Annotated in this window: 25 protein-coding genes, 1 tRNA gene and 2 pseudogenes; 11 read left to right on the forward strand and 17 right to left on the reverse strand. The window is 62.0% G+C overall.

Features of this window, described 5'->3' with window-relative positions; all coding sequences use genetic code 11:
• The first annotated feature begins 43 nt into the window (after nucleotides 1–43).
• Entirely contained in the window at nucleotides 44–610 is a 567-nt protein-coding gene (locus YUO_RS0107250) for an invasion associated locus B family protein (protein ID WP_028346668.1), read from the forward strand.
• 158 nt (nucleotides 611–768) lie between these two features.
• On the opposite strand, the gene YUO_RS0107255 is transcribed toward YUO_RS0107250, so the two are convergent.
• A complete protein-coding gene (locus YUO_RS0107255; protein WP_156908504.1) occupies nucleotides 769–936 on the reverse strand; it encodes a hypothetical protein in 168 nt (55 codons plus the stop codon).
• Nucleotides 937–1,051: 115 nt separating this feature from the next.
• On the opposite strand from YUO_RS0107255, the gene YUO_RS0107260 reads away from it, so the two are divergent.
• Nucleotides 1,052–1,125: transfer RNA gene (locus YUO_RS0107260), tRNA-Gln, on the forward strand.
• Between the two features lie 217 nt (nucleotides 1,126–1,342).
• Here YUO_RS0107260 and YUO_RS0107265 read toward each other — a convergent pair.
• The 10 genes from YUO_RS0107265 to YUO_RS0107315 form a co-directional block, all read right to left on the reverse strand.
• Complete coding sequence (locus YUO_RS0107265) at nucleotides 1,343–2,560, reverse strand: transporter substrate-binding domain-containing protein (RefSeq protein ID WP_235782636.1); 1,218 nt, start codon at nucleotides 2,558–2,560, stop codon at nucleotides 1,343–1,345.
• A 365-nt stretch (nucleotides 2,561–2,925) separates the two neighbouring features.
• Entirely contained in the window at nucleotides 2,926–4,134 is a 1,209-nt protein-coding gene (locus tag YUO_RS0107275) for a cytochrome P450 (RefSeq protein WP_028346671.1), read from the reverse strand.
• A gap of 121 nt (nucleotides 4,135–4,255) precedes the next feature.
• On the reverse strand, nucleotides 4,256–5,206 hold the full coding sequence (locus YUO_RS0107280) for a catechol 2,3-dioxygenase (protein WP_028346672.1): 951 nt from the start codon (nucleotides 5,204–5,206) through the stop codon (nucleotides 4,256–4,258).
• Between the two features lie 96 nt (nucleotides 5,207–5,302).
• Nucleotides 5,303–6,145, reverse strand: a complete 843-nt coding sequence (locus tag YUO_RS0107285; protein ID WP_051379296.1) for a substrate-binding domain-containing protein — start codon at nucleotides 6,143–6,145, stop codon at nucleotides 5,303–5,305.
• Nucleotides 6,146–6,152: 7 nt separating this feature from the next.
• On the reverse strand, nucleotides 6,153–6,845 hold the full coding sequence (locus YUO_RS0107290) for a 4-carboxy-4-hydroxy-2-oxoadipate aldolase/oxaloacetate decarboxylase (RefSeq protein ID WP_028346674.1): 693 nt from the start codon (nucleotides 6,843–6,845) through the stop codon (nucleotides 6,153–6,155).
• Entirely contained in the window at nucleotides 6,842–7,567 is a 726-nt protein-coding gene (locus YUO_RS0107295; RefSeq protein ID WP_028346675.1) for a PIG-L deacetylase family protein, read from the reverse strand. Before YUO_RS0107295 ends, YUO_RS0107290 begins: the two co-directional genes overlap by 4 nt.
• Before the next feature lie 55 nt (nucleotides 7,568–7,622).
• Entirely contained in the window at nucleotides 7,623–8,627 is a 1,005-nt protein-coding gene (locus YUO_RS0107300) for a Bug family tripartite tricarboxylate transporter substrate binding protein (RefSeq protein ID WP_035725967.1), read from the reverse strand.
• Between the two features lie 13 nt (nucleotides 8,628–8,640).
• Nucleotides 8,641–9,510, reverse strand: a complete 870-nt coding sequence (locus tag YUO_RS0107305; protein ID WP_028346677.1) for an amidohydrolase family protein — start codon at nucleotides 9,508–9,510, stop codon at nucleotides 8,641–8,643.
• 34 nt (nucleotides 9,511–9,544) lie between these two features.
• A complete protein-coding gene (locus tag YUO_RS40035) occupies nucleotides 9,545–10,270 on the reverse strand; it encodes a TetR/AcrR family transcriptional regulator (protein WP_083754487.1) in 726 nt (241 codons plus the stop codon).
• A 171-nt stretch (nucleotides 10,271–10,441) separates the two neighbouring features.
• On the reverse strand, nucleotides 10,442–11,701 hold the full coding sequence (locus tag YUO_RS0107315; RefSeq protein WP_028346678.1) for an MFS transporter: 1,260 nt from the start codon (nucleotides 11,699–11,701) through the stop codon (nucleotides 10,442–10,444).
• A 404-nt stretch (nucleotides 11,702–12,105) separates the two neighbouring features.
• On the opposite strand from YUO_RS0107315, the gene YUO_RS0107320 reads away from it, so the two are divergent.
• The 4 genes from YUO_RS0107320 to YUO_RS44300 all read left to right on the forward strand — a co-directional run bounded on the left by YUO_RS0107320 (nucleotide 12,106) and on the right by YUO_RS44300 (nucleotide 15,509).
• Nucleotides 12,106–13,869: an ATP-binding protein gene (locus tag YUO_RS0107320; protein WP_156908505.1), complete on the forward strand. Its 1,764-nt coding sequence runs from the start codon at nucleotides 12,106–12,108 to the stop codon at nucleotides 13,867–13,869.
• Nucleotides 13,870–13,980: 111 nt separating this feature from the next.
• On the forward strand, nucleotides 13,981–14,565 hold the full coding sequence (locus YUO_RS0107325; protein WP_028346680.1) for a peroxidase-related enzyme: 585 nt from the start codon (nucleotides 13,981–13,983) through the stop codon (nucleotides 14,563–14,565).
• 127 nt (nucleotides 14,566–14,692) lie between these two features.
• Nucleotides 14,693–15,043, forward strand: a complete 351-nt coding sequence (locus YUO_RS0107330) for a hypothetical protein (protein WP_028346681.1) — start codon at nucleotides 14,693–14,695, stop codon at nucleotides 15,041–15,043.
• A gap of 313 nt (nucleotides 15,044–15,356) precedes the next feature.
• Nucleotides 15,357–15,509: a hypothetical protein gene (locus YUO_RS44300; protein ID WP_198027983.1), complete on the forward strand. Its 153-nt coding sequence runs from the start codon at nucleotides 15,357–15,359 to the stop codon at nucleotides 15,507–15,509.
• Between the two features lie 81 nt (nucleotides 15,510–15,590).
• Here YUO_RS44300 and YUO_RS0107340 read toward each other — a convergent pair whose 3' ends face one another.
• Complete coding sequence (locus tag YUO_RS0107340) at nucleotides 15,591–15,902, reverse strand: YnfA family protein (RefSeq protein ID WP_028346683.1); 312 nt, start codon at nucleotides 15,900–15,902, stop codon at nucleotides 15,591–15,593.
• 72 nt (nucleotides 15,903–15,974) lie between these two features.
• Nucleotides 15,975–16,697, reverse strand: a complete 723-nt coding sequence (locus YUO_RS47650; protein ID WP_235782637.1) for a hypothetical protein — start codon at nucleotides 16,695–16,697, stop codon at nucleotides 15,975–15,977.
• Nucleotides 16,698–16,789: 92 nt separating this feature from the next.
• On the opposite strand from YUO_RS47650, the gene YUO_RS44605 reads away from it, so the two are divergent.
• Entirely contained in the window at nucleotides 16,790–17,257 is a 468-nt protein-coding gene (locus tag YUO_RS44605; RefSeq protein WP_083754488.1) for a MerR family transcriptional regulator, read from the forward strand.
• 488 nt (nucleotides 17,258–17,745) lie between these two features.
• Here YUO_RS44605 and YUO_RS47655 read toward each other — a convergent pair.
• The 4 genes and pseudogenes from YUO_RS47655 to YUO_RS0107370 form a co-directional block, all read right to left on the reverse strand.
• Nucleotides 17,746–17,851: pseudogene (locus tag YUO_RS47655) on the reverse strand (ClpX C4-type zinc finger protein); the annotation flags it as partial.
• A gap of 93 nt (nucleotides 17,852–17,944) precedes the next feature.
• A pseudogene (locus YUO_RS48460) lies at nucleotides 17,945–18,067 on the reverse strand (glyoxalase superfamily protein); the annotation flags it as partial.
• A gap of 204 nt (nucleotides 18,068–18,271) precedes the next feature.
• A complete protein-coding gene (locus YUO_RS0107365) occupies nucleotides 18,272–18,841 on the reverse strand; it encodes an inner membrane-spanning protein YciB (RefSeq protein ID WP_035725970.1) in 570 nt (189 codons plus the stop codon).
• Between the two features lie 120 nt (nucleotides 18,842–18,961).
• The gene (locus tag YUO_RS0107370; RefSeq protein WP_028346687.1) at nucleotides 18,962–19,429 is read right to left on the reverse strand and encodes a MarR family winged helix-turn-helix transcriptional regulator; all 468 of its coding nucleotides are present in this window, start codon (nucleotides 19,427–19,429) and stop codon (nucleotides 18,962–18,964) included.
• A gap of 188 nt (nucleotides 19,430–19,617) precedes the next feature.
• On the opposite strand from YUO_RS0107370, the gene YUO_RS0107375 reads away from it, so the two are divergent.
• The 4 genes from YUO_RS0107375 to YUO_RS0107390 all read left to right on the forward strand — a co-directional run bounded on the left by YUO_RS0107375 (nucleotide 19,618) and on the right by YUO_RS0107390 (nucleotide 23,871).
• Complete coding sequence (locus YUO_RS0107375; protein WP_028346688.1) at nucleotides 19,618–21,543, forward strand: FAD-binding monooxygenase; 1,926 nt, start codon at nucleotides 19,618–19,620, stop codon at nucleotides 21,541–21,543.
• 359 nt (nucleotides 21,544–21,902) lie between these two features.
• Nucleotides 21,903–22,196: an acyl carrier protein gene (locus YUO_RS0107380; RefSeq protein WP_028346689.1), complete on the forward strand. Its 294-nt coding sequence runs from the start codon at nucleotides 21,903–21,905 to the stop codon at nucleotides 22,194–22,196.
• A gap of 9 nt (nucleotides 22,197–22,205) precedes the next feature.
• The gene (locus YUO_RS0107385) at nucleotides 22,206–22,679 is read left to right on the forward strand and encodes a 3-hydroxyacyl-ACP dehydratase FabZ family protein (protein WP_028346690.1); all 474 of its coding nucleotides are present in this window, start codon (nucleotides 22,206–22,208) and stop codon (nucleotides 22,677–22,679) included.
• The gene (locus YUO_RS0107390; RefSeq protein ID WP_028346691.1) at nucleotides 22,672–23,871 is read left to right on the forward strand and encodes a beta-ketoacyl-ACP synthase; all 1,200 of its coding nucleotides are present in this window, start codon (nucleotides 22,672–22,674) and stop codon (nucleotides 23,869–23,871) included. Before YUO_RS0107385 ends, YUO_RS0107390 begins: the two co-directional genes overlap by 8 nt.
• The last annotated feature ends 18 nt before the right edge of the window (nucleotides 23,872–23,889 follow it).

The raw sequence follows: 23,889 nt of genomic DNA on the forward strand, positions 1-23,889 counted from the left end.
ACCGACACATCCGAAGGTAGTGTTTCACTTCGGAGCCGGGTCAGTGAAAATTTCAATCAAATTGGCGGTTGTGGCCACAGCGATATTCGGCATGTGCGGCCATGGCCACGCCCAGGCGCTCAAGACCAAGAATGCTGCGCCCACGGCGCAGGCAACGCCAGCTCCCGCCGCCGGCCCGGCCGAGGGCGCCAATACGTCCGCGCCTCCCGGCTGGGTTGCACGGTGCAGCAGCGCCAGCCGCGGCGCGCCGCTCGAATGTGCGATTGAGCAAAGCGCCGTCCTGACCAAGACCGGTCAGTTGATCGTGCTGATCAATATCCGCGTATCAGCCGAAACCCGCACACCGGTCGGCATCGTGCAATTGCCGCTCGGGCTCAACCTGCCGGCCGGAGCCAAGCTCCAGGTCGACGACGGCATGACGTCCGACCTGCAGGTTCAGACCTGCGAGGCGCGCGGCTGCTACGCCAACGCCCAGATTTCGCCTGACATGCTGGCCGCGTTGAAATCCGGCAAACAGTTGAAGGTCTCGTTCCAGAATATGGCCAAGGAAACGATTACGATTCCGATGCCGTTGGCGGATTTCGCCGCGGCTTATGAGAAGATTAAGTAGGCCCCGCCATTGCGACGAAGAGCAACGCCGCCTCACTCGCGCCGTCATACCCCGCGCATGCGGGGTATCCAGTACGCCGCGGCCTATCGATAGTCACTGCCGTCTCTGGAATACTGGATCGCCCGCATGCGCGGGCTATGACAGCTTAGGATTGGCGGCTACTGCCGTGCCATCTCCGCGGCGCCCACGCCCTCGCCATCCAGCTTCTGGTCGGCATGCATGTCGACCGTCACCTTCAGCAACCGCCCGGTGAATTCGAACGGGGCAAGTGCCGCCCGCGGCCCCTGCAATTCGTTGGAAAATGCCCCTCCTTCCACGCTTGCCAAGGCCCGGACCGAGCGAGTAGAACGACGCACCAGCGAAAGCGGCGATTTGCAAAATCCCGCTCCAGCCGATTGCTCAGACATCTATGTAAGGCATTGATGTCATTGAGCAATTCCTTGGGGAATGGTGTAACGGTAGCACAACAGACTCTGACTCTGTTTGTCTTGGTTCGAATCCAGGTTCCCCAGCCAGACTCGGCAATCCCACCAACAATTTGATCCGAACGGGCTTTTCGCCGCAGACGATGGTCCGTCCAGTTGATCGTGGACCACATTCGTGGACCACGCTCGCCTATCTCGCCGGGTGGGCAGCCTCAACGGCCCTTCATGCATGCGACTGTTCCGGTCGGATAAAGCCCCGCGGAAGTTGAGAGACCACAGAAAGCGGATGGGGTCGCAACTGGGCACCTTAGGGAGATCGTGCATTTCCAAGGGTTTGGAATAGCGTTTGTCGCCACCAATCGCTTTCGATCTGATCGAGCACGGCGAGATCGAGCATGGGCCGCAATGTGCTGCCTTTCGGCAGCACGATCGCATAGCTCTCGCTGCTGAAGCTGGTGTCGACAACACGAACCGAGGCCGAGAAGTCTTTCCGAACGACCCAGGTCAGAAGCGGCTTGTCATGGACGAAGGCATCGATCCTGCCACGGCTCAATGCAGATAGGCCGCTTTGAAGGTCTGGAAACGCTCGAAAGGAAAGCTGCTGACGAGTGAGGTAGTCGGTCGTAGCAGAGTTGGCGACGGCGCCGACGCGTACGGATCGCAGGTCGTTGAAACCGTGAACGGCGCCTTCGAGCCCTCGGCGCGTGAGCGTGGAGGTGATGCCTGCGGTGAACACGGCTATGGCGATAACGGAAGCGATCATCCACCCGGTTGCGACGATCCGCCCTGGAAGCGTTGCTGGCGCATTCTGGGCGGCGCCTGCCTGTGTCATGGCAATGGTCGACCACCAAAAGCTGGAGCCGAGCCCCTTGGCTCCCCCGCCGAAATGTTCCGTTTTCCGGCGTTCCAACAGCCAAATAAGGAAGCCGACCGCCATCGCAAAACAAAGCAGTACCGTGACAGCCTGGAAGAACCCGAAGGAAAGAAGCGCCCTCCCGATCGACACCCACGCACTTTCATGTATCGGCACCGCAATCCCGAGTCCGGTGTTGTAGAAGGGTTGGGTAAAATCGACGCTGCGTGCGCGCGCAGCGGTCACAGTTACCGCTGCGACACCAGCGTCGAGCGTGCCCTTCGCGATTTCATCCAGCAGATCCTGCACGTTCTGGGTCTCGACCAGGCGAAAGCGTAGATGCGCTCCAGCAGCGATCTTTCTCCAGAGTTCGATGCTGATACCGCTCCAATTCCCGTCCGGCTGCTTCATCGCGAAGGGCGGCGCTTCCTTGGTCGCTACTACCAACTCTCTGTCAGGGATTGTGCCTTGGGCTCGAACCGCGCCGCAGCCGAGTGCAAGCACCGCCAGCAACAGAAGGCATAGCAGGACAGGTCGAAGTGACGAGATCGCTGGCCCGCCTTGAGAGGCCCGATCTCGCTGCTTAAAACGTCTAACGGATTCTTGAGCGATATCCAGCCGGTCAGATGCGCCGCAGTGCGAGACTGCAGGAGGTTCCTCGAACGAACTCATAGCGGACCTCAATTATCGAGATCGAGCGATGAAAGCATTGCTATTTGGCGGCATTTCGTCTGCTGGCGGGGCGCCGACCAGCTAGCCCATTGCGGAACCTTCCCCTTGGCGCCCCTTCCCCGCGATCCACCTGCTGGCATCTACCATGCGCAACAATGCTGGAAGTTCGCGATGTGCTGTCTGCGCCCTACTTTCGTGGCGATCTCGTTACGCTTGATAAGGCGAGGCTGCGGGACGATATCAGAGGCTCCTGATAAGGCTTGGAACGGCTTGCTCAAACTTCAAGAAGTAAGCGAAGTCGCGCATACCCCTGAGTGACGGGAGCAGATTTCCCGATCTCGACCTGCAGTGCTCGACGGCGCGCATCACCCGCCCGCCACCACCGGCAACTCCGCAATCATGCGAATGCCCGGCCGTCTCCGCCAATGAATTTGTGATGGTTCAACCGCCAGCTTCAGCCCCGGCCAGCGCGTGAACAGCGCCTGCAGCGCGCACATTCCTTCGATCCGCGCAAGCTGGTGGCCGAGACAGAAATGTATTCCCGTCCCGAACGCGAGATGCCGGTTCGGCCGCCGCTCGAGATCGAGGCGTTCGGGACCCTCGTTCGCCTGCGGGTCGAGATTGGCCGCGACGATCATCGCCATGACCCGATCACCCTTCTTCAACTTCACGCCGTCCACATCGACGTCATGGCGCACATAGCGCGGTTTTGAAAATTGCACCGGCGAGACGAAGCGCAAAAATTCTTCCACCGCAAGGCCAGCGCGGCTCCAATCCGCGACCAGCCAATCGCGCCGCGCAGGATCTTTCAGCAATTCGAACACCGATCCGCTGATCAGATGGGTGGTGGTCTCGGAGCCCGCCCCTAGCAAGAGAAACACCATCGAGACCATTTCGTCCGGCGTGATGCGCCCGCCTTCCTTCTCGACCCGCACAAGCTCGGCAATCAATCCTTCGCCGCCCTGTTCCCGGGCGACCTGCAGACGCGCTTTCAGATAGCGCCGCATCTTCATCATTCCGCCGATCAACCGCAGAAGGCCGAACGCATTAGTGAGATTCGCGATTGAATTGGCCCAGGCGATGAATTTCGGCCGGTCGGCCGACGGCAAGCCGAGTAGTTCGCAGATCACCGCAAGTGGCAACATCCGCGCATAACGCTGCACCAGATCGGCGGGGCTTCCCGCCGCAAACAATTCATCGGCGAGGCGATCGGCGATGGCGCGGATGTGCGGTTCCATGTCCATCACGGCTCGGCGACGGAACGCTTCGTCGACGATGTCGCGCAGCCGTGTGTGATCCGGTTCGTCCATTGTGAGCATGTTGTTGGCGAGTGTCCCGATCAACTTCGGCATCCACCAGGGCAAGCCGACGAGCGAGCCACCCTCCTTGCGCAGCGTGAAGGTCGTGCTGTCCTTCAGCACGCGCGCCGTCGCCTCGTAGGTCGTGGTGACCCAGAGCCGGCCCAGGATGGGAAACTTTGTCGCGACGACAGGTCCGGATGACCGCAACAGGGCCACGCCTTTTTGGGGATCACGAAGAAAGGCCTCGCTGGAAAAATCCACAAGCTCTGCCATCGACCACCCACGACGTCATTCGCGCGTTCGCATCAAGATGGTGCGTAACATCGCGGCCGCAAGGCCGGTCATCTTCCCCATCTCTTAGACGTCCGCTGACCGAGGGCGGGCAAACGTCGCCTCACACCGGCGGCGTGCCGTGGGTGTGAAACGACTCGATCGTCTTCAGCCCCCAGGCCTGCCCCTTCTTGCGCTCCTCCTCGGTCCAGACGATCGGCTTCCAGTCGGGCGCGAGAATGAGCCGGGCCCCGGCATTGGCGACTTCGACGCGGTTGCCGCCGGGCTCGTAGACGTAGAGGAAGAAGGTCTGCTGGATCGCGTGCTTGTGCGGACCGGTCTCGATGTGGACGCCGTTCTCCAAAAAAATATCGGCAGCGCGAAGAATCTCCTCGCGGCTGTCGAGCGCGTAGGTGACGTGATGGAAGCGTCCGGCCTTGCCATAGTGATCGCGGGTATAGGCGAAGTCGTAGCTCTTGTTCGACATCGTCATCCACATCGCGGCTTCCGTGCCGTCGTTCAGCACGATCTGCTCGGTGGTGCGCAAGCCCAGATAGTTTTCGAAGAAGAGCCTGTTCGCCTTGATGTCGACGGCCAGGCAATTGAGGTGATCGAGCCGGCGAACATTGACGCCACGCGCCGGAAAGCGCTGCGCCTGGTTCTTTAACGCCGGCTTGAGTTCGGGCGGCGCCTGATACCACTCGGTCTCGTAATAGAGCTCGACGATATGGCCGTCGGGATCGCGACAGCGGAACGTCGGTCCCTGCCCCATATCGCCATCGGTCCAGCCGATGTCGAAGCCGGAGCCTTTCAGCGCGGCGACGCGACGCTCCAGCGCCTGCGGACTGCGCGCGCGCAACGCCATGTGCTCCATGCCGGCAGTTTTCGAGGCCGTCAGCTTCAGCGAATAGCGCTCGTAATCGTCCCAGCCCCGCAGGTAGACCGACTCGCCCTTCTGGCCGCTGACGGTCATGCCCATGACGTCGACGAAGAATTTCAGGCTCTCGTCCGGCTTCGGCGTCAGCAATTCCATGTGGCCGAGATGGGCGAGATCGAAGATCGGCTCGGGGGTCATTATCGGTCTCTCTCGTAGGGTGGGCAAAGCGCAGCGTGCCCACCAGTTCAAACCACATGGAGGGCACGGCGCAATGCGCCTTTGCCCACCCTACAATTACAGCGCCCGCGTCACGTCGTCGAACAATTCGTCGACGGTAAACGCGCGCGGAATAAGCTTTTGCTGCGCGGAGTAATCGATAATCAGTTGAAGCGAACGTTGCATTTCGTCCCGGCTGAAGCGCGGCGCTGCCGGCGAGACCGCCGCGGACTCGGCAAGCAGCCGATGCACCTCCCGCACAGCATCCGGATGTTCCTCCGACAATCTCCGGCTCACCACCACCATATGGTTGATCGGCACCACCCCGTGCTTCTCAAACCAAACCTTCTCTTCAGCAGCGACATCGGCAAACAGCGGCTTCAAATCCGGATGATCCGATTTCTCGCCGAGCACTGCATCGAGTTCGCCATCGATCAGCATTTGGACAATTTGCTTGCCCGAGGGCGCCCGCCTGGTCGTATCGACGAATTCAGCGACATGCGCGTCCTCGAACGTCACCCAGTCGATCGAATCGAGATCGACACCATAGTCATTGGCAAGGATGCCGCGCAGCCATGCGCCGGTGGTCGTCGTGAAGGAGCGGATGCCGACCCGCGTGCCGTTGAGGTCGCGCGGCCCGAGCTTGCCCGCCTTCGCATTGTAAAGCGCATGCCCGTGCTGAAACCGCGCCAGCACAACATCCGGCAGCAGCACCATCGGCTTGCCGAAGGATTTTGCCATCAAATACGTGACGATCGCCATCTCCGAGACGTCGAACGCCCCCTCGCGGACCATCGGCTTGAAGCCTTTGTTGGTCGGCGAATACGGCGCGAAATCGAACGCGACCAGATCCGACCCGATCGATCCGCTCTTCAGCGCGGTCGTGCCGGGATAGTCGCCGAGCAAAGTGCGCAGGCGCATCGCCACCTCAGTCCTCCTCCAGCTCGTCGACATAGACGAGCCCAGCCTTCGCCAGCGGCTCGCGCATACTGTACATGTCGAGCCCGAGCACGCCCGCGGCGAGTTGCTTGCGCTTGCCGTCCTCGTCGGCGACGCGCTTTTCGCCCTTGACGACGACATCGGCGGCGTCCTTGCGTCTGATCACCACGACGCCATCGTCATCGGCGACCACGGCATCGCCCGGCACCACATTGATCCCGGCGCAAACCACGGGAACGTTGACGGCGCCGAGCGTCGCCTTCACCGTCCCTTTGGCCGAGATCGCCTTCGACCACACCGGAAAACCCATTTCACGAAGCGATTTGGCGTCGCGAACGCCGGCATCGATGACGAGGCCCTTGACGCCGCGCGCCATCAATGAGGTCGCCAGCAGATCGCCGAACATGCCGTCGGTATTGTCGGTCGTGCAGCCGACCACCAGAATATCGCCGGGTCGGCACTGCTCCACCGCGACATGGATCATCCAGTTGTCGCCGGGCTGCGCCAGCACGGTCACGGCGGTGCCTGATGTCTCGGCGCCGCTCCAGACTGGGCGCATATAGGGCTTCATCAGGCCGAAGCGGCCATAGGCCTCATGCGCGGTGGCGACGCCGAGTGCGCCGAGCCGCTTCACGAGCTCGGGCTCTGTACGCTTGATATTGCGGACGACGACCGTCTTCATGCCAGTTCCTCCATCGCCATCGGGAACAACCGCTGATAGGCCTCGCCATAGGTCATTGGCTTGCCGGTGTTGCGGCCACCCTGCACGCCCCGCTGCAGCGCGACCCGCTCGTAATAGGCCCACAGGTGCTTCTGGGCCGCGAGAATTTCGAACGTCTTGCGCTTGATATCCCAGACCTCGTCGATGTTGAGAATCACCTGCGGCTTGAAATTGCACATCTCCGGCTGATGCGGCTCGAACAGGAACACCGGCGGCGCCGAATAGGTGTATTTGGCGCCGGGCTTGTGGCCCATCGCTTGCGCGACCACGCGGGTTTCCTGCGCGAAGTGCGCCGCGTTCGGATGATCGAAATTGTAGGGATCCTCCAGCGCATGGGTCAGCACGAAGGACGGATTGAGCTCGCGGTAGATATCGACCATGTGGTCGAAATGCGCCTCCGTCAGCCGCAGCGGATAATCTCCCGCGTCGAAGAACTCGATTTCCGCGCCCAGCATCTCCGCCGCGCGCTGCGCCTCGTCGCGCCTTCCGGCCTTCACCTTCTCCATCGTCGCGCCGGACTCTTTCCAGGCGAACTGGCTTTCGCCGCGCTCGCCGAACGAGAGGCAGGCGATCTTGACGCGATAGCCTTTCTTGGCGTGCAGCGCGATCGCGCCGCCCGCGCGCCAGACGAAATCGCCGGGATGCGCCGTAACCACAAGGCCCGTTTTTCCAGCATTGCTCATGATCGGGATTTCCTCCTTCGATTGTTGCACGTTGCCGGCCGCACCGGCAGCATGACTATTGTTTGGCAATTCCGGCCCGCTCGATCACATCAGCCCATTTGTCGATATCGGCCTTCAGCCGTTCCTGGATTTCCTCGGGCGAGCTGGCCTTGGCCTCGATGCCGAGATCGAGCGCGCGCTTCTTCAAGTCGGGCATCTCGAGCACTTCGCGCAGCGCGGCGTTGAGCGTCCTGATCACCTCCGGCGGCGTGCCCTTCGGCGCAAAGATTGCGTTCCAGGACCGCGCCTCGAAATCCCCGCCGCCGGCCTCCTTCACCGTTGGCACATCAGGCAGGAACGTGGTGCGCACGGGCCCCGAAGACGACACGGCAATCGCCGCCTTGTCGGCAATATGCGATCGCACCGCGCTGTAATTTTCGATCGCCATCTGGATATCGCCACGCAACAGCGCGATCAGCACTTCGGGCGAACTACGGAACGGCACGATCGTAACATCGACGCCGGCTGTCGATTTGAACAATTGCGCGGCGAGATTCTGGGTCGATCCGACATTGATGGTGCCGACATTGAGCGTGCCGGGCTTTTGCTTCGCTGCCTTGATGAAGTCAGCCAGCGTCGGATACGGCGAACCGGTTTGCGTCACGAAGATGAAGTCGAAATAGCCCATGCTCGAAACCGGCACGAAATCGGCCACCGGGTTGAACGTCAGGTTCTTGAACAGCGATACGGAAATCGCGGTGCCATTGCTGAACAGCGCCAGCGTATGGCCGTCCGCGGGCGCGGACAGCACAGCGCGCACCGCGTTGATACCCCCGGCGCCCGGCATGTTCTCGATGACGAAGCGCTGGCCAAGCCTTTCGCCGAGTTTTTCGGTAACGAGCCGCGCCGTGACGTCGGCGACGCCGCCCGCGCCGAACGGCAGGATCAGCCGCACCGGTCGGTTCGGATAGCTTTGCGCGCGGGCGATTTGCGGCAGCAACAGCGCTGCCGCCAGCGCCGCCATGCCGGCGAACAACGCGTGGCGCCGGCTCAAGCTATACTGCTGTCGTTTGTTCGCCATCGCACGCGCTCCTTCAAAACTCGAACAGCCGCGCCGGATTGTCGACCAGAATCTTCTGCTGCAGTTCCGGTTCCGGTGCAAACAGCGGAATGAGATCGACCAGATCGCCATCGTTGGGCATCACCTTCACATTGGGATGCGGCCAGTCGGTTCCCCAGATCACGCGCTCCGGCGCCGTCTCGACGATGCGGCGCGCGAACGGCACCGCGTCGTGGAATGGTGGCCCGCCGGAGGACACCCGCTCGCAACCGCACACCTTCACCCAGCATTTCTCGTCACGCTTCATCAGGTCGATCAGCGTCCGGAACGGAAGCTGGTCGAGACCGTCGGATGCTTTGACGCGCCCCATGTGATCGATAGTGTAGCGCAGCGGCAATTTTGCCAGCATCTCGGCATATTCAGGCAAGTCGATCGCGTCGAAATGCAGGTCGATGTGCCAGCCGAGCGGCGCGACCATCGCGACGACACGATGGAACGCCGCCATGTCGGGCACCCCGCCGAGATGACGGACGAAGTTGAAGCGGCAGCCGCGGAAACCTCCCTCGTGCAGCTCGCGAAGGCCGCGCTCGGTGATGGTATCGTCGATATTGGCGACAGCGCGAAAGGTCCCGTTGCTGACGGCAATGGCATCGAGCGCCACGCGATTGTCAGTGCCGTGCACGCTGGCATTGACGATGACGGCGCGGCCGATTCCGAGCTTGCTGTGCAGCGCCCGAAAATCCTCGAGCGGCGCGTCCGGCGGCGTATAGGGCCGTCCGGGCGCGTAAGGATATTTGTCGCCGGGGCCGAAGATATGGGTGTGCGCGTCACACGCCAGCGGCGGAAGCTTGAATTTCGGCGTTCGCGTGTTGGGATCGGGTCCGGGGATTGTGGGCTTGTTCATGGTGCCTTCTGCAGTGCTCGGTTCGGGCAGGTACCTAGTCGGATGGATTTTCTTTCCGCTTTCGAACGGCACCCACCGCATGCGGTTGTGTTGGCTTGATCCGGCGTGACGCGCCGTCGACATGATCGACGTCGGATGCCTGCAACGAGGCGACCGTCGCCGAGACGATCTGCTCGATCGCTTCCGCCATGTCGGCGCCATCGGCTTCGCCGCGGGACAGCCGCGTCACCCGCTCCGGATTGACGAGGGTGTAATAGAGCGCGCCGAGCAGGAACTGCGACCGCCAGACGATCGTCGTACGCGGCAGATGTGGCAGGCTTTCCGCGATGGCATCGATGAATGCGTTGGTGGTGTCGTCGAAGATTTCCGCGATGATGCGCCCCACCACGGCGTTACCTTCGGCCGACATCACCGCGCGCAGCCGCGTGAATCGCGCCCCGCCGCCGGCAAGATCGCTGCTCGACGAAAACGCCGGCCGCACATAGGCGCGCACGATCGCTTCCAGCCGGTCCTGAATGTCGCGCACGCGCCTTGCAGCCACCAGCAGTTCGATGCGGCGCTTGTTCATGGGGCCGCAATGGCGCTTGTAGATTTCGAGCAGCAACCCGTCCTTGCTCTTGAAGTGATAGGTGATGCTGCCGGGGTTGGCGCCCGCCTCCAGCGCAATGTCGCGGATCGACACGGCATTGAAGCCGCGCGTCGAGAACAACAGCTCGGCCGCGCTCAGGATGGCTTCCCGCATATTGGGGTTTCGCGTCATGGCATTTGCTTTCCGCCCTGGAGTTTTGTACGTTTGTACAAAATATCAGGTCTAGTCAACAAACATCTGGATAGACGAGCCAACCACCGCGACAGACTGAAACGACAAGGGTGATGAAGGGGGCGAATATCAAGGTGCAGTGAGATCGCCGAGCCGGCTTGCGCGGTCAGATCATCGCGCATTCGCCGGAGCATGCACGTGCCAGAGATCGGCACGCCAGTGCAGCACGATCGCCAGCATCAGCGCGAGACCGGCCGCCGCGTAGACCGTGCCGGTCGCCGCAAACCCGATCTCGTCGATCAGGCTGCCGGCGGCCAACAGGCCGATCGGCAGGCCATAGATCACCATCATGCGCACGCCCATCACCCGGCCACGGAAATTCTCGCTCGCGGTCCGCATCAGGATGACGGCGATCGAGATCATGGCGAGGCTTTGCGAAAAGCCCGCCACCACCAGGCACACGATCGCGGTCGGCACGGTCTGCATCTGCACAAACACCAGCAATGTCGCGTACCAGACGACGGTGGCGCCGATCATCAGCCGCGCCACCCGGATATCGCGGATCAGGCTCAATACGATCGAACCGGCCAGCGAACCGACCGCAAAACTCGCCGACAGATAGCCAAGTCCGGTCTGGTTGGTGCCGTAGATCGCCTTGGCGATATAGGGCAGCAGGCCGTTGGAGAGCGGATAGGCCGTGAGGTTGGCCAGAAATGCCACCCAGAGCGCGGCCTGCATCCGCGGCGTGGTCCAGACATAGGCAACGCCCTCCTTGAGATCGCGCAGCGGCGAGCGCTGCAACGCCTCGCTGGAAGCCTCGCCCGTCGCGTGCGGCTTTGCCGGCGCCACGATGCACAGCGTCAGCGCGGTCGCGGTGAGGTAGAGGCAGACGATCGCCACATAGGCCGGACCCATGCCGAGCGAGGCAAACAGGCCGGCGCCGCTCAGCGCGCCGGCGATGCGCGCGGTATCCATCGTGGTGCGCGAGATGCTGATCGCCCCAATCAATTGGCCATGCGGCATGATGGTCGCAACCAATGCGCCGCGCACGCCGAGATCCGATGGGCGAACGATGCCCATCACGGCCGCGATGACAAAAACAAAAATCGGCGCGAGGTGGCCGGACAGCGCCAGGGTCATCAGCACGGCCGCCAGCACCGCGTAGGTCGCGCGCATCGCGCCCAACAGATCGCGGTGACCGATGCGGTCGCCCACCACACCGAACATCGGCGCTACCAGCGTACCGACATAGCCGAGTGAGGCGAACAGAGTAAGCAGCAGGACCGAACCGGTCTCGACCAGCACGTACCAGCCGAGAATGAGCAGCTCCATCTCGAACGCCCACGAGGTGAGCAGATCAGCCGGCCATTGAAAACGGTAGTTCCTGACGCGGAATGGTGCGAGCGCGGAAGATCGCGCAGGCTCGCTCAAGATGCGTTGTCGCGACTCATCGCGGTCCACCCTGCCTTGTTTCTTGTTATGAAAAACTGGATAGCAAGCCGGGCCCTTCGTTTCAAGCAGCCGCGTTTCAAGCAGCCGACGTCATAAGCAGCCGACATGGCCCTGGCGCGGTGCGAGAGCATTCATCGCCGATCGGATGTCCTCTCCTTCGAAATGGTAAACGAGAGATTAATTCGCAGCAGAGCTCGTGCGACCCAGCAGATGCGAGAAAACCCTGATTTTCCAAGCCTAACTCGCACTCGGAGCGTGGGATCGGACTCCGCTGCAAATACGGATCCTAACCGGGATGCCGCAGATTTAGCTGATACGGAACCACGCCGGTTTAACCGTTTCGCTAGTCGGGGCCGCCCATAATGCTGGCCAGACCCCAATTCATGAGATCCAGGTTCAACACCGTGACATCCTTCGGACGTGTGATTTCCGTGCGCGGCTCCCTCGCCCGGGTCGGACTTCTGGCGACAGGCCAGATGCCCCTTTCCGAAGTGCGCGCCACCGTCGGCCGCTTCATCAGTATTCGCTGTGCGACATCCACCACCATCATCGCCATGATTACCGAGGTGTCGTGCGAGAATCAGCCAAGTTCTGATGAATACTTCGCGACCGCATCGGTCGACCTGCTCGGCGAAATTTTCGGCGGCGACCGCCCGAAATTCCAACGCGGCGTCACCAACTATCCGACGATCGGCGACGCCGTCGACCTCGTCACCGCCCAGGACCTTCGCACCGTCTATGCACCGAGCGGGTCGGACCAGATCAATGTCGGCACCCTGCAGCAGGACCGCTCGGTGATCGCCTATGTCGACGTCGAGGAGATGCTTTCCAAGCACTTCGCGGTCCTCGGCTCCACCGGCGTCGGCAAATCGACCAGCGTGTCGCTGCTGCTCAACGAGATTCTGAAGGCGCGGCCGAACCTGAGGGTTTTCCTGCTCGACGTGCACAACGAATATGGCCGCTGCTTCGGCGATCGTGCGGTCGTAATGAACCCGCGCAATTTGAAGCTGCCATTCTGGCTGTTCAATTTCGAAGAGATCGTCGACGTGCTGTTCGGCGGCCGCCCGGGCGTGCCGGAAGAGCTCGACGTCCTCGCCGAAGTCATTCCGATGGCGAAGGGCATCTATACCCAGTATCAGAACTCCGACCGGCTCGGGCTCAAGCGCATGGATCCCAAGTCGGGCGTCTACACCGTCGATACGCCGGTGCCGTATCGCCTCGTCGACCTGATCTCGCTGATCGACGAGCGGATGGGCAAGCTGGAGAACCGCTCCTCGCGCATCATCTATCACAAGCTGATCTCGCGCATCGAAACCGTGCGCAACGATCCGCGCTACGCCTTCATGTTCGACAACGCCAATGTGGGCGGCGACACCATGGCGGAAGTCATCAGCCATCTGTTCCGGCTGCCTGCCAACGGCCGGCCGATGACCATCATGCAGCTCGCCGGCTTCCCCGCCGAAGTCGTGGATTCCGTGGTGTCGGTGCTGTGCCGCATGGCGTTCGATTTCGGCCTGTGGAGCGATGGCGTGTCGCCGCTGCTGTTCGTCTGCGAAGAGGCGCATCGTTACGCCTCGGCTGACCGCAACATCGGCTTCGGACCGACGCGCAAGGCGGTGTCGCGTATCGCCAAGGAGGGGCGCAAATACGGCGTCTATCTCGGCCTCGTCACCCAGCGCCCGGCCGAACTCGACGCCACCATCATCTCCCAGTGCAACACGCTGTTTGCGATGCGCCTTGCCAACGACCGCGACCAGGCGCTCTTGCGCTCGGCGGTCTCGGACGCCGCCGCCAACCTGTTGTCGTTCGTGCCCTCGCTCGGCACCCGCGAAGTCCTGGCCTTCGGCGAAGGCGTGGCGCTGCCGACGCGGCTGCGCTTCAAGGAGGTTCCGGTGCATCAATTGCCGCGCAGCGAAGCCACGATCGCCACCGTGCCGTCGGTTTCCGCCGGCCACGACATGCATTTCGTCTCGGCCGTGCTGGATCGCTGGCGCGGCGCCACCTCGCACCGGGACGTGCCGAACGATCCCTCGATCAACGACCGCCCTGCCGCCCGCGTCATGACGCCGGTCGAAGCGCCGATGCTGCAGCCCTCGATGGGGCTCGATCCCGACCGCTTCTCGCTGCTGAAAAAGCCGCTGCGCTGAGGCATAACAGTTTCGCGCGATTGCTCCGCGCGGGGCGATGTCCACTTCTCCCGAAAACGCTATATGGTTCCGGCAACGCCGCATCCCGCGGCCATCAGCCGGAACCCTTTCATGTCCAAGCCTGCCGCCAAACGATTTCAGCCGCCCGCCATCGACAAGCTTCCGGAGGATATCCGCACGCGAATTCTCGCAGTGCAGGAGAAGTCCGGCTTCGTGCCGAACGTGTTCCTCACGCTGGCCTACCGGCCCGACGAGTTTCGCGCCTTCTTTGCCTATCACGACGCGTTGATGGAGAAGGACAGCGGGCTCACCAAGGCCGAGCGCGAGATGATCGTGGTGGCGACGTCGGCCGCCAACCAGTGCCATTACTGCGTGATTGCCCACGGCGCGATCCTGCGCGTCCGGGCGAAAAACCCCGTGATCGCCGACCAGATCGCGGTCAACTATCGGAAGGCCGACATCACGCCGCGGCAGCGCGCCATGCTCGACTTCGCCATGAAGGTGAGCCGGGCGGCCAATGAAGTCTCGGAGGCCGATTTTGCCGAGGTCGCCGGCCACGGCTTTTCCGAGGACGACATCTGGGACATCGCGGCCATTTCGGCCTTCTTCGCGCTGTCGAACCGGCTGGCCAACGTCACCGCGATGCGCCCGAACGACGAGTTCTATATGATGGGGCGGTTGCCGAAACAGGACTGAGCCCCGTCGTTACGGTTCCATCAGACGTTGCGGAGATGGATGGCTGTCCTGCAGTTGGCAAGATTTCATGTTGGACGCGCTGCCGCCGTGCTAAAAAGGCAGCAGAACTTTTCGTTGGACGAACGCAGTGAAAACCCAGCGGCCCATTATCACGAACGATGAGCACGTCGTGCTCAAGTTCCGGCCGCGTACCTCGGCCCACCCGCCAGGCGGGCGGGAAGAACCTGGCCAGGCCACTCGTCAAGTCAAGGGGTCGCCAACCGCGAACGATCTGTCCCGCTACGAACGGTCGCGCGACGAGGGCGACGACTTCCGTCACCGCATGCTCGCCAACATTGCAGCACTCGCCTTCACCGTGGCGCTGACCGCGATCGGCATCTGGCTTGCGGTAAGCATCGCCGATCTCCGCAAGACCCAGGATTGCGTCCTGATGGGCCGCCGCGACTGCGCAAGGATTTCGGTGGCGCCGCAGGGGTAGCGAGGCGTTTTTCTGAAGCCGCAGAGCGCGTCGCAGCCTATCCACGTCATTGCGAGCGCAGCGAAGCAATCCACATTTCGGCTCGGGGATAGATGGATTGCTTCGCTGCGCTCGCAATGACGCGGAGATAGTGACGCAAAACACCATCGTCATCCCCCGCGCATGCGGGGGATCCAGTGCGCTATCGGTCCAATCATCGACGTCTCTGGAATACTGGATCACCCGCTTCCGCGGGTGATGACGACCGAGTATGGGCTTGCGATCTCGCCGCAGCATCTGCGCGAGTTCGGCAAAGAGTGACACGCCGCCCTACATGGCGCAGACGCTGTTTCCGCTTCTGGTGAACTCCCCGGGCAAACGCTACGTGGCGCTGGCCGAGGGCACGCACTCCATCATCATGGAGTGCAATCGCCTCAAGCTGTTCGAGGCGGTGCAGGCGTTTCTGGATGAAGCGAAGCGGTCGTGACGGTGGGTAGCCCGCATGAGCGCATGCGATATGCGGGACCGCTGGACCGGGATATCGCTGCGCTCATCTGGGCTGCGCTCGCTAGCCGCGCGGTCCCCATAGAATGACGGCTGCGCCGATCAAACATATGGAAGCGCCCGCGATGTCCCAGCGATCCGGACGCACGCTCTCGACCGCCCAGAGCCAGACGAGCGACGCAGCAATGTAGATGCCGCCATAGGCGGCGTAGGCGCGTCCCGCCGCCTCCGTTTGGACGAGCGTCAACAGATACGCAAATACGATGAGGGAGAAGACGCCGGGAAGTAGCCACCAGATGGGCTTGCCGAGGCGCAACCAGCCCCAGAACGCAAAGCAGCCGGCGATTTCCGCGACAGCGGCGCCAACATAAACGATAGTACTCTTCGTAGGCTGAACTTCTCACGGCATCCGCTGCCGCTCAAGGCAGCGGATTAGATCGTCGCGGAGTCAGACCCGCAGCATTCGAATAAGCGGCTTTTCAAGTAGTGGCCATAGCACTGCGACTGCCAATAACGCTGTCGCTGCCCCCATCATGACGAGCGTTGATGTGGCTGGCTTGCGAGCCGTGCGCTGCGTCTGCCACGCGATCCAGCCCCATGCGCCGACGACCGAGAGGATGGCAAGGACGGTGACCCACACATGCATGCCGACAAACCACGCCAGCAAAGGTCCGGCACTGGCGAGAACCGTTGCCGGGAGCGCAAGCGGCAAGACGCAACATACGCCACAAGCAACTGCGCCAGTCGAAAGCGTCACCGCCGTGACGCCTGCGGCTTTCGAACCCGGCGGCTCCTTGGCATCCTTCACGCTGGATGCCGAAGTGGCGCACGCGCATGACGACGGTGCGGCCGCGTTTGCCACAAACTGCTCGAACAAAGTGTCTGCGGCCTCGCGGTCCATTTCGGGCGCTGTGACCGTGACACGGATTTCGCTTCCCGTCTCGCAAAGCTCAAAGGCAAGGAATGCGCAGCAGGCCCGCTCATTGCGGACCATCTCATGCACGCGCTCGCGCGCATCGAGCGCATAGCTCAATTCCAGTACAAGATCGCGACGTTCGTATTTTTGAAGCGCGTCCTTGTTCAAGGCGGCAATCCAGGCAAGCCGGTCTTCAAACTCCCCGGACGCAAGCGTGCAGGCTATCGGCCGGGCTTCAACCATCGTCATCGGCAATCTCCTTGTGCGGTTGATCGGAGCTTGCGGGGACCCTACATCCTCAAGTAACTTGAGGTTCAAGCAGAAAGAAGCGACGGAAAATCAGATAGATGAGCAATCTTAAGATTGGCGCTCTAGCCAAGCAGACCGGTACGAATGCGCCGACAATCCGGTATTACGAGGAAATCGGACTGCTTCGTTCAGCGGGTCGTCAAGCGGGCAACCAGCGCGTCTACAGCGATGCCGATGTGAAGAGCCTGACGCTCATCCGGCGCTGTCGCGAGTTTGGGTTCTCCATCGATCAGGTGCGTTCTCTTGTGGCACTGGTGCAAGACCCTGCCAGCTCCTGCCTGCATGCGCGTGACCTTGCACAGGAGCATTTGGTCGCCGTGCGCGCGAAGCTTGCGGAATTAAAGGCATTGGAGCGCAGTATCGCGGCTTTCGTCGCGAGTTGCGATGCATCCTGCGCGGGCGGCCCGGGACCCGATTGTGTGATTCTGGATGACTTATCGAAGGGGCGCACACAAACGCGCAATACCTCTGGAGGCCGCTGCTCGAAGACTAACGGGTGCTCGTAGAACGCAACACGTAAGTGAACTCAGCCTCATGTGTGGGCGAGTAGCCCGCATGAGCGCATGCGATATGCGGGACCGCCTGCGCCGGATTTCGCGGAGCCTGTCGTCGGGCGCGCATTCGCGCGACCCGTTGGCTTCATCCGGGCTACGCTACGAAGGCATTTACGAGGTCCGTTCGTTCACGATGATCGTCGCCGTTCGTAGCGCCTGCTCGTAGCGCTTCAGTTGAGCTTGCGAATATTCCTGCATGGACCGTAGTTCGTCCGGCGTCTTGTTCTTCAACTGGGCGAAGCTGGGCGACAGCGACACGTCATCACTATCTCCCGACGCGTTCGCGCGATGCGCGAGCACGCGCTCGATACGCTGCAATGCGAGCCGATTGCGCTGCACTCCATTGCCGGCGTGTACGACGTAGTGCTGCAGCCTGTCGGTGGACATGGCGCGGGCGCCCTCCTCGTCCCCTTCGATCAACCGAAGCAGGCTCTCGTCAACGACGTCAGAACAGAGGTCGATGCATTCGTCGCAGATGAACACGAAGGGCCCGGCGACCAGCTTTTCCACCTCGTGCTGGCTCTTGCCGCAGAACGAGCAATAGAGGGGTTTGTCTTGTGAAGCCGGATTCTGCGAGCCGTTCGCCGAGCCAGATTGTGGCCGGGCTGCATCGATCTTCGCGGACAGAATGTTCCAGTTGTCGTAGCCGAACGCTTTCGCGATCAGCTCCAAGGACTCGCTGTGCGTGGTTTGCACAGCCTTGGCACTTAAGGCATCGCGCAGGGAACGCGCCATGGCTTTCGCATCGCGGAAATCGCGCATGAGAGTACCCGTATCGGCGAACGGAGGAGATCGGTGCCTGCCTTGCCGACCCGTTCGCCAATAGCGAGGGCCGAGAGATTTGATACGTTCACCATCCCAGAGGGCGCAGGCGGCCGGTGTATCAACCGGTCATTATAGTTGGCATGGCCGCGGTCATTGTCAACCCGGACGATGAACGCAATGGCGCCGCTCCGAGCAGTAAGACTAACGAGCGAGCTTATCGGATCGCACCGGTGCTAACACGCGGTTCACCTTACTTCTGAAGACGAGATAAGTGACGATTAAGGCCACAGCCTTGGTTGTCGTCGGAACCATTAGTGAATATAGCGCCCAAATGCGTGTACTCGCTGTAGTAGCAACGACTATGTTCAGGGCCGCCAGACCAAACATCAATGCCGCCCACACATAACCCACACGTTCAACCAGAGCTGCAGGTAACGCGTCGCGGGCGATCTTTGGAAGATATCGCGCGAGCCAGCCACGGCGAAGCATGACGATGCCGATCGCCGCTCTGCTGATGCTCGGTTTTGCCATCAGAAATCGGCTGTCGTTGGTGATAAACGCAGAGGCGCCAAACACTAGCACCAGAGCGAGCGCCATCAATTGAATCGGAGGAATAGGACTGCGTAAATATCTCTGAACCGCAATCTGCAAAAAGCCGAAGCCAATTCCGAAACAAAGTGCCAGCATTATATCGTTGGTCAAAAGGACTATGACAAAGAAAACAAGCGTCGAAAGAAGGTCCAGAAGCAAATGCTTCAACGCAATCTGCATTTTTCTTGGGCTCCGGCTTTTCGACTCTTGAAGCAGCCTATGCCGTTAAAGTTGCGCTATGGTGACAGTGCACTTAACAGCGCGTAGAGCGGATGGCGACAGCGTAATCCGCCGTTTCGATTATAAGGGATTAGCCGCCCGCAACGGCGCGCGGCTCAGTTCGTTGCCGGCGGTAATCGCTTTGCGCAGCAGCCGCATCAACTCCGCGCCCTCCTTTTCGGTGAGGCCGCGCAGCATGGTGTGCTGGGCTGCCTCGACGGCCGGCGTGATGGCGCGCAGCGTTCGCTTGCCGCCTTCCGTGATTTGCAATTCGCGGGCGCGGCGATCGCGGGGGCTCGCGTGACGCACCAGCAAGCCCTTCTGCACCAGGCGGTCGACCACGCCGGTGATGGTGGTGCGGTCATAGGCGATGAGGCCAGCCAACGTCACCTGATCGATCCCCGGGTTCATCTTGATGGCTGCCAATGCAGCGTACTGAACTGGCGTAAGGTCGAAGCCCGCCTCCTCGACCTCGGCCAGGAAAACGGCCACCGCGCTCTGCTGGAAGCGGCGCGCCAGATGGCCGGGCATCTCATTGTTGTCTCTCACCAAATTCTCCAAGGTAAACTCAAAGGCAGGCCTGGAATTGACAAGCATACTGAGCATGCTGATCAATATCATCCGTGCGCTTTGGTCGCGGAATCTGCCGGCAGTCAAGTGAACGACGCCATAGATGAAGGGTAACCCGATCAGTCAAAATCAACTCCGGTCGGCCAAGGACGGGAGGAGCAGGTCTGATGCAATTTCACCTGAATGGATTCGAGCCGGGCGACCCCGAAATCGCCGACCCCATCGAGCGGGTTGCCCCCTCCGGCATGTCCGGACCGATTCCGGCGGAAGTCGATGTCCTGATCGTCGGCTGCGGACCGGCGGGCCTGACGCTGGCGGCGCAGCTTTCAGCGTTTGCCGACATCAAGACCTGCATCGTCGAGCAGAAGCCGAGCCGGCTCTTGCGCGGCCAGGCCGACGGCGTCGCCTGCCGCACCATGGAGATGTTTCACGCCTTCGGTTTCGGCGAGCGCGTGCTGAAGGAAGCCTGCTGGATCACCGAAACGATGTTCTGGAAGCCGGACGATCGCAAGCCCGAAAACATCGTGCGCGGCGGCCGGGTTCAGGACGTCGAGGACGGGCTGTCGGAGATGCCGCACCTCATCCTGAACCAGGCGCGCGTGCATGATTGCTACCTCGATATCATGCGCAAATCGCCGGCGAAGCTCGAGCCCTATTATTCACGGCGATTGCTGGATCTTTCGATCGCGCCGACGGCGCAGGTTGAAGATCACGCCGTGACCGTGCGCCTCGAACGGCTCGATGCCGGGCACGAGGGCGAGGTCGAAACCATCAAAGCGCGCTATATTGTGGGATGCGACGGCGCGCGCAGCACGGTGCGCAAGTCGATCGGTCGCGAGCTGCGCGGCGATTCCGCCAACCACGCCTGGGGCGTGATGGACGTCCTTGCCGTCACCGACTTTCCCGACATCCGCTTCAAGGTGCTGATCCAGTCGGCTCGCGATGGCAGCATCATCGTGATCCCGCGCGAAGGCGGCTATCTGGTCCGGCTCTATGTCGAACTCGCCAATCTCGACGCCGGCGAGCGGGTCGCCAGCCGCAACATCACGCCGGATGATCTGATCGCGAAGGCGCGGCGGATTCTCAATCCGCATACGCTCGACGTGAAGGAGATCGCCTGGTGGTCGGTTTACGAAATCGGCCAGCGGCTGACCGACAAGTTCGACGACGTGCCGGCCGAAGAAATCGCAACCCGTCTGCCCCGCGTGTTCATCGCCGGCGATGCCTGCCACACCCACAGCCCCAAGGCCGGCCAGGGCATGAACGTCTCGATGCAGGACGCCTTCAATCTCGGATGGAAGCTCGCCTCCGTTCTGCGCCGACGCAGCGCGCCGCATCTCTTGCACAGCTATTCGGCGGAACGGCAGGCGGTCGCGAAGGAGCTGATCGACTTCGATCGCGAATGGGCCGAGATCCTTGCCTCCGCCAAAGGCGACAACAAGGGCGCCGACGCGGCGCAAACCCAAAACTATTTTGTCCGGCACGGCCGCTATACCGCGGGAACGGCGACGCGTTACGGTGCGTCTATCCTCACCGCCGCACCCGATCACCAGCATCTCGCCAAGGGATTTGTGATCGGCACACGCTTTCACTCCGCGCCGGTCGTCCAGCTTTCGGACGCCAAGCCGGTTCATCTCGGCCACGTCGCCAAGGCGGACGGGCGCTTTCGGCTTTTCGTCTTTGCCGGCGCGGGCGATCCCGCGGCCGCCAACTCCCCTGTTCGCGCGCTGTGCGATTTCCTGAACGAAAACCCCAAATCTCCGGTCAGGAGGCACACTCCTGCGGGCGCAGATATCGATTCCGTGATCGATGTCCGCGCGGTGTTCCAACACGCGCACACCGAGCTCGCCATCGAGACGATGCCCCCGCTCCTGCTCCCGCGCAAAGGACGCTACGGGCTCATCGATTACGAAAAAAACTTCTGCCCCGATCTCAAGGCCGGCCACGACATCTTTTCGATGCGCGGTATCGATCGGAACGGGGGCTGCATGGTCGTGGTGCGACCGGACCAGTACGTCGCGCACGTGCTTCCGCTCGATGGCCATGCTGAGCTTGCGGCATATTTCGATGCGTTCATGCTAAGGGCCGGTTGAACCGTAGCCCGCATGAGCCGGGTCGCGCGAATGCGCGCCACGGGACGAGCGCAATTGCGCTCGCGCAGTGATGACAGGCTCCGCGACATGCGGGACGCGAAGACCCGGATGTCGCTACGCTCCGGGCTACGGTTGGCGAGCGAGAGACGGTGATTCCTTAGGCGACTCCCCGGAACCAAAAACCGCCATCTTTGCCCCCAAATCCCTCTCCGCCCTGACCGCCCCCCTCCATTGAACTCAGCGCCCCGCTCCGATATACGGGCACTCGACTCCGGCCGAGGGAAAAAGGCCTTCCGGGGCCGTGCACCCGCCTCCTCCAAGCCGTTCCGGATTTTCTCCAGTATATCAAAGGCTTAATGATGTCTTCCACATTCGATCAGATCGCCAACATTATCGCGGAGACCTGCGACATCCCGCGCGACACGATCAAGCCGGAGAGCCACGCCATCGACGATCTGGGCATCGACAGCCTGGACTTCCTCGACATCGCCTTTGCCATCGACAAGGCGTTCGGGATCAAGATGCCGCTCGAAAAATGGACCCAGGAGGTCAACGACGGCAAGGCCACGACCGAGCAGTATTTCGTGCTGCAAAATCTCGCCGATCGCATCGACGAGTTGGTCGCCGCCAAGAATGCAGCCCCGGGCGCCTAATCGCCCGCCATGGACCTTGATTACTTTAAGCTCATCGACCGCGTCGTCGACCTGAACCTCGACGAGAAGAGGATCACGGTCGAGGCGCAGGTACCGGCCACGCACACCATCTTCGAGGGACACTTTCCGGGCTTTCCGACCATGCCCGGCGTACTCTTGACCGAAGCGATGGCACAGAGCTCCGGCTGGCTGCTGCTTGGACTCCTGAAATTCGAGCGCATGCCGTTCCTCGCCATCGTGAAGGAAGCCAAGATGCGCGGGTTCGTCAGCCCCGGCTCGTTGCTGACGATCGAGGCGAAGCTCGAGCACGAAGGTTCCGGCTTTGCCGTCACCAAGGCCAAGGGCCGCGTCGGCAAGGAATTGAAGTGCAGCGCCGAGATCACCTTCGGCCTCACTCCGTTCCCCGACCCCACCATGCGCGTGCATATGGACGCGATGGCCAACAAGATCGGCTTCCCACTGCAGGCAATCACGCATGACTGAGCCAAAATCCGCGGGCGCCAAGGAAGTCTGGATCACCGGCATCGGCATCGTCTCCTCGCTCGGCGAGGGGCTCGACGCGCATTGGGATGCGCTCAACGCCGGCAAGATCAACATCGACGACAAGCGGTTCGCGCCCTACATCGTGCATCCGCTGGCGCCTGTTACCTTCGACGCGCAGATCCCGAAAAAGGGCGACCAGCGCCAGATGGAAGCTTGGCAGCGCATCGGCACCTATGCCGCCGGGCTGGCGCTGGATTCAGCCGGCGTCAAAGGCAACAAGGAAATCCTCGGCCGCATGGACATGATCGTGGCCGCCGGCGGCGGCGAGCGCGACATCGCGGTCGACGCATCAATCCTGAGCGCCGACGCCAAGGGCAATTCGAGCCCCGGCTTTCTCAACGAACGGCTGATGAACGATCTGCGGCCGACGCTGTTCCTGGCCCAGCTCTCCAACCTGCTCGCCGGCAACATCGCCATCGTGCACGGCGTCTGCGGCACGTCGCGCACCTTCATGGGCGAGGAAGCCGCCAGCATCGACGCGGCACGGATTGCGTTGGCACGGATCGAAGCCGGCCAAAGCGACATCGCGCTGGTCGGCGCCGCCCATAATGGCGAACGGTCTGATCTCCTGGTGCTCTATGAATTCGGCGACTTCAACCTGACCGAAAAGTTTTCGCCGGTGTGGCAACGCGAGGATAGAGGCGGGTTCGCGCTCGGCTCCGCCGGCTGCTTCCTGGTGCTGGAAGCCCGCGAGCACGCCGAAGCCCGCGGCGCCAAGCCTTACGCCAAACTGACCAAGGTCGTTGCCGACCTTGCGCAGCGCAAGCAGCCCGGCACGGTAACCAAATCGCTGGAGGCGCTGTGGCTGAAGCTCGGCGTCGGCGACAGCGGCACCCTGATCACGGGCGCAACGGGCGTCGAGCCGGTGACGTCGGACGAAAAGGCGTTTTTGCGCCAGCATCCCCGCTTTGCGGTGCGCGCCACCGGCACGATCTTCGGTCACACGCTGGAGACGCAGTTTCCGCTGGGGCTGGCGCTTGCCGCACTCTCGATCTCCCGTGGCGCGCTGTTCCCGCCCAACGACCCGACCGGCCTCGAGGTTGAAAAGGCAGGCAGCCCGGACCAGATTGTCGTGGTGGGGGCCGGTCACTGGCAGGGCGAAGGCATGGCCCTGGTCGAGGCCATCAAGTAGAGCGTGGCCGAAAGACCG

Source organism: Bradyrhizobium murdochi (assembly GCF_000472965.1).
GTDB lineage: Bacteria > Pseudomonadota > Alphaproteobacteria > Rhizobiales > Xanthobacteraceae > Bradyrhizobium > Bradyrhizobium murdochi.